This is a genomic window from Acinetobacter sp. V2, from assembly GCF_001188385.1.
GTDB lineage: Bacteria > Pseudomonadota > Gammaproteobacteria > Pseudomonadales > Moraxellaceae > Acinetobacter > Acinetobacter oleivorans.
In genome coordinates, this window is record NZ_JZFB01000003.1 from 329,621 (window position 1) to 338,186 (window position 8,566).

The 8,566-nt window shown below is 39.6% G+C and carries 10 protein-coding genes and 1 pseudogene; 8 read left to right on the forward strand and 3 right to left on the reverse strand.

Going from position 1 to position 8,566, the window contains the following annotated elements; genetic code table 11:
* The 4 genes from UC75_RS21560 to UC75_RS12425 all read left to right on the forward strand — a co-directional run.
* Nucleotides 1–480 (forward strand): ATP phosphoribosyltransferase regulatory subunit (locus UC75_RS21560; RefSeq protein WP_228137344.1); only part of this gene is annotated, 480 nt, incomplete at its 5' end.
* Between the two features lie 63 nt (nt 481–543).
* The gene (locus tag UC75_RS12415; RefSeq protein WP_049837777.1) at nt 544–1,863 is read left to right on the forward strand and encodes an adenylosuccinate synthase; all 1,320 of its coding nucleotides are present in this window, start codon (nt 544–546) and stop codon (nt 1,861–1,863) included.
* Between the two features lie 119 nt (nt 1,864–1,982).
* Nucleotides 1,983–2,300, forward strand: a complete 318-nt coding sequence (locus tag UC75_RS12420) for a hypothetical protein (RefSeq protein WP_005299047.1) — start codon at nt 1,983–1,985, stop codon at nt 2,298–2,300.
* Between the two features lie 115 nt (nt 2,301–2,415).
* Nucleotides 2,416–3,198, forward strand: a complete 783-nt coding sequence (locus tag UC75_RS12425; RefSeq protein WP_049837778.1) for a M48 family metallopeptidase — start codon at nt 2,416–2,418, stop codon at nt 3,196–3,198.
* 55 nt (nt 3,199–3,253) lie between these two features.
* Here the strand turns inward: UC75_RS12425 and UC75_RS12430 are convergent, their stop codons facing one another.
* Both UC75_RS12430 and crp read right to left on the reverse strand, forming a co-directional pair.
* Complete coding sequence (locus UC75_RS12430) at nt 3,254–4,303, reverse strand: NADP(H)-dependent aldo-keto reductase (RefSeq protein WP_049837779.1); 1,050 nt, start codon at nt 4,301–4,303, stop codon at nt 3,254–3,256.
* Between the two features lie 159 nt (nt 4,304–4,462).
* Nucleotides 4,463–5,170 (reverse strand): cAMP-activated global transcriptional regulator CRP, encoded by a 708-nt coding sequence (crp, locus tag UC75_RS12435; protein ID WP_004793675.1) that lies wholly within the window; start codon nt 5,168–5,170, stop codon nt 4,463–4,465.
* Nucleotides 5,171–5,411: 241 nt separating this feature from the next.
* Here crp and UC75_RS21565 point away from each other — a divergent pair.
* The 3 genes and pseudogenes from UC75_RS21565 to UC75_RS12445 form a co-directional block, all read left to right on the forward strand.
* A pseudogene (locus UC75_RS21565) lies at nt 5,412–5,474 on the forward strand (hypothetical protein); the annotation flags it as partial.
* Between the two features lie 135 nt (nt 5,475–5,609).
* Nucleotides 5,610–6,032, forward strand: a complete 423-nt coding sequence (locus UC75_RS12440) for an OsmC family protein (protein WP_005041936.1) — start codon at nt 5,610–5,612, stop codon at nt 6,030–6,032.
* Between the two features lie 94 nt (nt 6,033–6,126).
* Nucleotides 6,127–6,552: a GNAT family N-acetyltransferase gene (locus tag UC75_RS12445; RefSeq protein WP_049837780.1), complete on the forward strand. Its 426-nt coding sequence runs from the start codon at nt 6,127–6,129 to the stop codon at nt 6,550–6,552.
* Here the strand turns inward: UC75_RS12445 and UC75_RS12450 are convergent.
* Nucleotides 6,549–7,358 carry a peptidoglycan DD-metalloendopeptidase family protein gene (locus UC75_RS12450; protein WP_049837781.1) on the reverse strand — a complete coding sequence of 270 codons (810 nt, stop codon included), beginning with the start codon at nt 7,356–7,358 and terminating at the stop codon, nt 6,549–6,551. The two genes, UC75_RS12445 and UC75_RS12450, sit on opposite strands and share 4 nt — an antisense overlap.
* 300 nt (nt 7,359–7,658) lie before the next feature.
* Here UC75_RS12450 and UC75_RS21570 point away from each other — a divergent pair.
* Nucleotides 7,659–8,566: Clp protease N-terminal domain-containing protein (locus UC75_RS21570; protein WP_228137357.1), on the forward strand; the 908-nt coding region annotated here is incomplete at its 3' end.

Genomic DNA, 8,566 nt, shown 5'->3' on the forward strand with positions numbered 1-8,566 from the left:
AATTTAAGTGCCAATATTTTGCAAGATGCTGAATTTAAGTCAGCATTAGATGCACTAAAGACGACGCTTGAGCAAATTAAAGGTCGTTGGCCAAATCTCAATATCGGTATTGATGTTGTAGAGCTACGTAGTTATCACTATCACACTGGCTTAATGTATGCAGTCTATGCGCCGAACCGTGCTGCGCCGTTAGCGCAGGGTGGTCGTTACGATGGTATTGGTGAGCACTTTGGGCGTGCACGTCCTGCTACTGGCTTTAGTTGCGATTTATATGCCTTAGGTGCAAATCAGTTCGCCGAAATAGAAACTGTTGTTGCTCCAAAAGGCTCAGAACAAGATTTACTCTCAGCAATTTCGAATGCACGCGCTCAAGGTTTACGTGTCGTTCAATTGTTAGGTAATGATGATTTAAGTTCTATTCCATACGCGACCCATCAACTCGTGGCGCAAAATGGTCAATGGAATATTGAAAAGATTTAAACGCCAACGGTAAGTTTTTACTGGTGGTTTCCAATTTTAACAGCATGATGTAATGAGGCTATTATGGGCAAAAATGTTGTGGTACTTGGTACCCAATGGGGCGACGAAGGTAAAGGTAAGATCGTCGACCTGCTCACAGATCAGGCGGCTGCGGTAGTACGTTATCAAGGCGGACATAACGCAGGTCATACTCTTGTCGTAGGTGGTAAAAAGACTGTATTGCACCTCATTCCATCAGGCATTTTACGTGAAAACGTATTGTGCTTAATTGGTAATGGTGTAGTACTTTCACCAGCCGCGTTAATTGAAGAAATGGGAATTTTGGAAGCGGAAGGAGTTCCTGTTAAAGAACGCTTACGTATTTCTCCAAACTGTCCACTCATTTTGCCTAACCACATTGCACTTGATCAGGCACGTGAAAAGAAACGTGGTAATGCTAAAATCGGTACTACAGGTCGTGGTATTGGTCCTGCTTACGAAGATAAAGTAGCTCGCCGTGCAGTGCGTGTTGCTGACCTTGTTCGTGGTGGTGCAGCATTAGAAGAAAAACTTCAGGAAATGCTTGAGTTACATAACTTCCAATTAACTCAGTTCTACGGTGTAGAAGCTGTTAAATTTGAAGATGTATTGGCTCTTTGCAACGAATGGCGCGAAGTGCTTGCTCCATTAGTGATTGACGTGACTAAAGTGTTACATGACTACCGCAAAGAAGGTAAGCCTGTAATGTTTGAAGGCGCTCAAGGCTCACTTTTAGACATCGACCACGGTACTTATCCGTATGTGACTAGCTCAAATACAACTGCTGGTGGCGTAAGCTCTGGTTCAGGTATGGGACCTTTACATCTTGATTATGTATTAGGTATTACTAAAGCTTATACAACACGTGTAGGTGCTGGCCCATTCCCAACTGAATTGGTTTACGATGCAGCAGCTGATGCTGGTGACCCAGTGGGTAAACACCTTGGTACAGTTGGTCATGAATTTGGTGCTTCTACTGGTCGTCAACGTCGTTGTGGTTGGTTTGATGCTGAAATCCTTCGCCGTTCTGTAGATGTAAACTCACTTTCTGGTATTTGTTTAACTAAATTAGACGTTCTAGATGGTTTAGAAGAAGTAAAAATCTGTGTGGGCTATGAAAATACAGATTCAGGCTGTGTAGGTTCTTCTGATGCGGTTTCTTTTGAATGCTTGAAACCAATTTATGAAACTATGCCAGGTTGGAGCGAATCGACTGTTGGTTTAACCAGTATCGATCAATTACCAGCAAATGCTTTAGCTTATGTGAAGCGTATTGAACAATTAATCGAATGTCCGATTGATATTGTTTCAACTGGTCCAGACCGTGCAGAAACAATTGTTTTACGTCATCCATTCTCTGCTTAATTAGCAAAGATTAAAAAGGCCTCCTAAAAGGGGGCTTTTTTATACCCGACTAAAGTGCAGTTTTCGTTTTATTCGATTCAGATTAAAACGTTAGATAGATAAGGAATGATGGGCTCAGGATGAAGCTACAACCAACTATTTCGAAAACAATTTTTTATTCTTTTTTATTCGCTATTGGTGGTTCACCGACACTGGCGATGTTAGTTATTTATGGTCAAGAATATCATGAAGATTTCTTTATGACCGCGTTTATGAGTCTGTCAGTATTGTTCGCATGTGTGTTAATTCCTGTGGTGCTCATACAAAATAGTTATTTACTCTGGAAAAGAGAAAGTCCTAATCTTGAAGAGAAAGTTAAGTTTTTAAGTTATGTTTATCTTGGCTTAAATGTAATATGTTTAATTTTCTGGATTTATTTGATGACTTTATCGGCTTGATCGTTACATAAATACTATGATCATGAAGAAATGAGACATTCAAAGTGTGAGTGGTATTTCTTATAATAAGTGCAAAAGAATAAACAGCTTTTTCTCGATTTAGGTGATCCATGTTATGAATAAAAAACTCTTTTTAAGCTTGTGTGCGGCAAGTGTGATGACCATTTCTGGCTGTGCAACAGTAGCGGACATGGCGGGTGCAGATACTGCAACCTTAAATGCTCAATCTGCTCAAGGTTTTAATAAGATGGTGCAGGAAGCACGTGGTAAGGGTGCTCTCGATACAAGTTCTAGTACATATAACCGTATTAATTCTGTTTTTAACCGTTTAAAACCTTATGCGAACCAGATGAACCAGACTGGTCAGCCTTTTAGCTGGCAGTTGGCAGTACTGAAATCAGATACCATTAATGCTTATGTTGCACCTGGTGGTAAGGTAGTGTTCTATACAGGTATTGTGAATAAATTGAACCTAACAGATGCTGAAATTGCAGCTGTTATGGGGCATGAAATGACTCACGCCTTAGAAGAGCATGCAAAAAGTAAAATTGGTGCTCAAGCTTTAACTGATTTAGCATTAAATATTGGCTTAAGTCAGATTAATGGTGGTAATGTGGGTCAACTAGGGTCGGCTGCGGCTCAGTTAGGTTCACAAGTCGGTGTAGGCTTACCATATTCGCGTAGTTTGGAAAGTCGTGCGGACCAAGGCGGCTTAATGCTAATGGCGCGTGCAGGTTATAATCCAAATGCAGCGATTACATTGTGGGAAAAAATGAATAAGCTTGAAGGTGGCGGTGGTTCCTCATTCTTGTCTACTCACCCATCTAACTCTCAGCGTATTAGCGATATGCGTAAAAACTTGCCTGCGGCAATGGCTGTTTATAATGGCCGTAAATAAGATATAAATTTTTTATAGATAAAGAAAACGGATGCTTAAGCATCCGTTTTTTTATTTAAGGAGCAGGGGTGGGCTGTTGGATATGAATAGCTTCAATACCTTGTAAAACTTCAGCAGGCAGTTCAATTTCAAATGCCTGAATATTTTCTTTAAGTTGGTCTAGATTGGTGGCACCAATAATTGTGCTGGTCACAAAGAATTGTTGTTTGATAAATGCTAATGCCATTTGAGTTAAGCTTAACCCATGTTTCTCAGCTAGCTGTGCATATTGTTCAGTTGCCCACTCACTTTGAGGGTTACTATAGCGGCTAAAACGTGGAAATAATGTGACACGAGCATTAGCGGGACGAGCGCCATTTCTAAACTTGCCAGATAGGTAGCCAAACGCGAGAGGAGAGTAAGCGAGTAAACCAACATCTTCATATTTAGCAATTTCAGACATACCTATTTCATACGTACGGTTGAGAAGGCTATATGGGTTTTGAACACTTACAAACTTACTGACACCTAACTTTTCAGCCAAGTGTAAAAATTTCATAGTGCCCCACGGCGTTTCATTCGATAAACCAATATAGCGAATGCGACCTCGATTAATCTCTTCTTGTAGAGCAAGTAATGTTTCTTCTAGAGGAGTAGTGTCGTAATCATTTTGTGCTTGTTGGTTGCCATAGGCTAGCGTACCGAAAAAGTTGGTATGACGTTCAGGCCAATGCAGTTGATAGAGGTCGATATAGTCGGTTTGGAGACGTTTCAGGGAGCCATCTAGGGCTTTAGCAATATGATCGCTGTTGAAGCGCGTATGGCCTTCTCTGATGTGTGTTCCTCCAAAGCCTGGCCCTGCAATTTTAGAGGCAAGAAAGACTTTGTCACGTTGACCATTTTGGGCAAACCAATTGCCAATAATTGTTTCAGTTGCACCATAGGTTTCAGGTTTTGGCGGAACCGAATACATCTCTGCCGTATCCCAAAAATACAAACCGTGTGCTAAAGCATAATTGAGTTGTTCAAATGCTTCTTGCTGAGAGTTTTGCTCACCAAATGTCATGGTGCCTAAACAAATTTCTGGAAGCTTGAGGCCTGTGCGACTAAGTGGGTTAAATTGCATACAGCGGAATCCTTGGAAATTTTGAGTTAGCCTAACGGAGAATATGTATTCAACTTAAATCATAAAATTAGAATAGTTTGTAAGTTTTGTGTATTAACTCATTGTTGCATATAAAAAAAGCAAACCGAAGTTTGCTTTTTATTAAAAACTTAATAAATATTATTCTTCATCATCATAGTCTTCATCAGAAACTGGTGCTTCTTCTAATGAAACATCAAAAATAAGAATAGCTTTACCATCTGTCTGGATCATGCCTTGATCTTCTAATGTCTTAAGTACACGGCCAACCATCTCACGTGAACATCCCACAATACGGCCAATTTCTTGACGTGTAATACGAATTTGACGACCATTTGGCAAAATCATTGCCTCTGGCTGTGAAGATAAGTCGATTAAACAACGTGCAATACGCCCAGATACATCAATAAACGCTAGATCTGTCATTTTACGAGTTGTATTTTTTAGACGGCGAACAAGTTGTGCAAAAACAGCATAACTTAAGTCCGGATATTGTTTGCTAAGTTCGTGGAAGTTGTCATAAGAAATTTCTGCAATTTCACAGACATCACGAGTACGAACTTCAGCTGTACGTTGAGGGTTCGGTTCGAAAAGCCCCATTTCCCCAAAGAAGTCGCCCGGATTCAAATACGCAACAACAATTTCACGTTCGTCATCTTCACGTAAAATAATTGAAACTGAGCCTTTTAAAATTAAATATAAAGATTTCGACTCTGTTCCGGCATCAACAATTGTGGTTCGTTTTGGATATCTGTTGATGTGAGCACGTTTTAACAATGCTTTAACGGATTCAGGTAGTTGCCCCGGAGATAAAGCATCTGTGCTGAGTTGTGAAAAATTTGAAGTCATGCTTAATATGTTCCGAATAGGGTAAACAATTCACACAAGCCCGAGATGAGCTATTACACAGAAGAGATGAAATTCCTTATCAACTCATTTTATGTTAGTGTACAAAACAAGGGTCTGTTGACATTTCACAGATGGTTGCGACATAAGACAATTCTTTTAGACGTTACCAAGCAAGAGCTATGAAATTTAGCCATTCTAAATAAATAGATCTTAACAACGGAACGTACAAAATAACATGGTCTTGCGCTGTGCCTGCGCTGCTTAAATGGCAACTCAGATTATGGCTGAAATTTCACAAACTATATAACAAAACTGGACAAAGGATTGCCATTGTCTGGGTTTTGCGTCTTATTTGGATTAATTTTTAGCTCTAACGCAATCCATAGATGAAATGTCAACAGACCCTGCTTAAATTTATAATTTTTTTTAGGTAGTTGCAATGCAAACAAGTGTACATTGGCTAGAGAATGTTGCTTTTGAAGCGAAATCGGATAGTGGGCATAGTGTCATTATGGATGGCTCACCTGAGTATGGTGGTGAAAACCGTGGTCCACGTCCTATGGAATTGCTATTAATGGGACTTGGTGGGTGTGCTTCGTTTGATATTGTGACTATTTTAAAGAAATCTCGCCAAGATGTGACGAATGTTGTATGTAATTTAAAAGCTGAGCGTGCTGACACAATTCCGGCTGTTTTTACTAAAATCCACTTACACTTTGTGGTAACGGGTAAAGCTGTTAAAGAAAAACAGGTAGCAAAAGCGGTTGAATTGTCTGCCGAAAAATATTGTTCAGCGAGTAAAATGCTTTCCGATGGTGGTGTAGAAATTACCCATGACTTTGAAATTATTGAAGCGGAATAAGACAGTTTTTTGATAGCTAAAAATTAAAAGAAGCTGACATTAGAGTTGGCTTTTTTATTGTCAAAAATAACTAAAAAATAAGAGGAGGGATTAAATGAATATTCGTACTGCTAAATGGGAAGATACTCAAGCAATATGCGATTTACTTAAACAGATGGGCTACCCACAGCCACTCACTCTTATCCAAGAAAAATTTGAAATACTGCATAATGACGCTAACTCACAAATTTTGGTTGCTGAAGAAAAGGGCAAGATTTGTGGTTTCTTATCTCTTTATTTTATTCCGCAAATTGCCTTAGAGGGTGACTTTGCCAAAATATGCTATCTGTGCGTTGATGAGAATATACGTAGTAAAGGTGTAGGGCACTTACTCGTACAAGAAGCTGAGCAACAAGCCAAGCGCCGTGGTTGTGATCGAATGGAACTTCATTCTGGAGTGCAAAGACCTTTGGCACATCAATTTTACCTAAGAGAAGGCTATATCGAAGCACCAAAGTATTTTCGTAAAGCTTTAAATTAACGAGCTGTATTTAGAAAAAGCTGCGGATCTACCCGAGCATTATTAAGGCTCATGCCCCAATGCAGGTGAGGGCCTGTTACACGTCCAGTTTTGCCCACTAAACCTAGTGTTTCTCCTTGGCGGATATGTTGGCCTTTCTCTACTTTAATTGCGCTTAAATGGCAGAACATGCTAACAAGGCCTTGGCCATGATCAATCAACACGGTTTGACCATTAAAAAAATAAGCTCCGGTTTGGATAACGACACCATCTGCTGGTGCAACAACTTTTTGTCCTATTGGCGCAGGGATATCTAAACCTGAATGGGGAGCACGTTCTTCACCATTAAAAAAGCGCTTTCTTCCAAAAGAGTTAGAAAATTTCCCTGAAGTCGGGCGTATAAATGCTGGTAAGGTTTGCCATGAACTCTTTGTAAATGAGCTATACACATCATTTTGTTCTTTAGCTTCTTGAGCATAACGGTCTAACTGGCTTTGGTTCGGGTTCACATAATCTTGGTTAGTGACTTTAATCCGTTGCTCCGCATAGGGATAGGACTTAATTTCTATTTGAATAGGGGTTTTATTCGTATCGAGTTGTACATTGCCAAGTGGGGTAGATAAGGGAATACCCACAACAGCATAACGCTGCTCACCTTCGTGACTAATTAAAACCGGCTTTTGTTGAAAAGTGACCTGAGTAATATCAGCGGTTAATGGGATAACTGCGATCCCACCGGGTCTTCTTGAGTCTTGTGGAAGCTCGGCGATTGCCAGTGCAGAAGTAAAAAGACAAGTTGTTGTTAATAGAATGTGTTTAAAGTGCATTTTTCATTTCAAAACGAGTAATAAACTAACAAGATAAACTAAAGCTTAATCAATAAATTCTCAATGAAGAGTTTGTGAAAACCGTAGTATGAATAAGCATGAAGCTAAATATTCAAGTATTTTAATAAAATGTAGCTGAACTGTACTTGAAATATATACAAAACAATCCCATATTATAATGGAGTTTTACTCATTGTTATTTTAATAACATTATGAAAAATATATAAAAATTTATTTGAAATCCGAAGAAATGTTCCCATCTATTAGACAAGTACAAATTTGTTGTGAGGAATAACAAGAATGCGTTTTGAAAAATTTACAAACCGCTTGCAGCAAGCCCTTTCAGATGCTCAATCCTTAGCGATGGGTAAAGACCATACCGCGATCGCGGGTATTCATATTTTGAGTACCCTCTTAGAAGAGCCATCAAATATTAGTTTGTTGCAACAAGCAGGTGCACGGTTACCTGAACTTAAACAAAAGCTTGAGCAAGCTATAAAAGATGCTCCGACCATTGCGAATCCGACTGGGGATGTCAATTTAAACCCTGAAGCTGTTAAGGCGCTTAATCTGGCAGATAGATATGCACAAAAAGCGGGTGATGAATTTTTGTCAACTGACTGGGTGCTATTAGGTTTAGCAGAAACAGGCGAAACTAAAAATATTTTAAGTGCCGTAGGTGTAACTCCCGACAGTCTACGTAAAGTAATTGAACATATTCGAGGTAGTGACAAAGTCATGAGTAATAATCACGAAGATCAACGTGACTCACTTAATAAATATACGATTGATTTAACTGAGCGTGCCTTATCTGGAAAACTTGACCCAGTGATTGGGCGTGATGACGAAATCCGCCGTACCATTCAGGTTTTATCGCGTCGTACAAAAAACAACCCTGTTCTTATTGGTGAACCAGGTGTAGGTAAAACTGCTATTGTTGAAGGTTTGGCTCAGCGTATTGTCAATGGTGAAGTACCAGAAGGCTTAAAAAGCAAACGTGTTTTATCTTTAGATTTAGGTTCATTACTTGCTGGTGCTAAATATCGTGGTGAGTTTGAAGAACGTTTAAAAGCTGTTTTAAAAGATTTAGCAAAACACGAAGGCGAAATCATCCTGTTTATTGATGAGCTACATACACTTGTAGGCGCAGGTAAAGGCGATGGCGCTATGGATGCAGGTAATATGTTAAAACCTGCATTGGCTCGTGG